This is a genomic window from Oscillibacter sp. (assembly GCF_032060045.1).
Classification (GTDB): Bacteria; Bacillota; Clostridia; order Oscillospirales; family Oscillospiraceae; genus Oscillibacter.
This window is the reverse complement of the sequence record NZ_DAMBZJ010000024.1, coordinates 46,725-47,756: the sequence shown is the minus strand read 5'-3', so window position 1 is coordinate 47,756 and position 1,032 is coordinate 46,725. Positions and strand designations below refer to the sequence as shown.

Below are 1,032 nucleotides of genomic sequence, written 5' to 3'. Positions count from 1 at the left end.
AAGATTCAAAACGCCGATTTTTCCATTATCAAACCGATCTTCGGTAAGAACGGTTGCAGGCATGTTTTCCGCTTCGCCTTTGCCGGCGAAAAGGGCCCGTGCCGTCTCCTGCGCCTTTTCCGCCTCGTCCTCGCCGTGGACCAGCTTTGTCAGCTCATAGGCCAGAATCTCCTTAGCCCGGTTAAGCTGGCTGCCTTCCCACTTGTCCATGGCGTCAATTTCCTCTAAGGGCAGGAAGGTGAGCATCCGGATGCACTTGAGCACGTCCGCGTCCGCCACGTTTCGCCAGTACTGGTAGAAGTCAAAGGGACTTGTCTTGTTGGGGTCCAGCCACACCGCGCCGGAGGCGGTCTTGCCCATCTTCTTCCCTTCCGCGTTCATCAGCAGAGTGATGGTCATGGCATAGGCGTCCTTGCCCAGCTTGCGGCGAATCAGCTCCGTGCCGCCCAGCATATTGCTCCACTGGTCGTCGCCGCCAAACTGCATGTTGCAGCCAAAGGCCTGGAACATATGATAGAAGTCATAGGACTGCATAATCATATAGTTGAATTCCAGGAAGGAAAGTCCCTTTTCCATCCGCTGCTTGTAGCACTCGGCCCGCAACATATTGTTCACGGAGAAGCAGCAGCCCACGTCCCGTAGCACGTCCACGTAGTTCAGCTTCATTAGCCAATCTGCGTTGTTGACCATCATCGCCTTGCCATCGCCGAATTCAATAAACCGCTCCATCTGCTTTTTAAAGGCATCACAGTTATGGCAAATTGTTTCATTTGTCATCATCTGGCGCAAATCCGACCGGCCGGAGGGATCGCCAATCATGCCGGTTCCGCCGCCGATGAGGGCGATGGGCCTGTTCCCTGCCATTTGCAGCCGCTTCATCAGGCACAGCGCCATGAAGTGGCCCACATGCAGGCTGTCCGCCGTGGGGTCGAAGCCGATATAGAACACGGCCTTGCCGTTGTTCACCAGTTCACGGATTTCCTCCTCGTCCGTCACCTGCGCAATCAGGCCACGGGCCTTCAGTTCCTCGTA

1 protein-coding gene is annotated in these 1,032 nt (G+C 55.7%); it reads right to left on the bottom strand.

The features are described 5' to 3' along the window. Window positions 1-1,032: tyrosine--tRNA ligase (tyrS, locus tag RT018_RS10790; RefSeq protein ID WP_312941796.1), on the bottom strand; the 1,032-nt coding region annotated here is incomplete at both ends.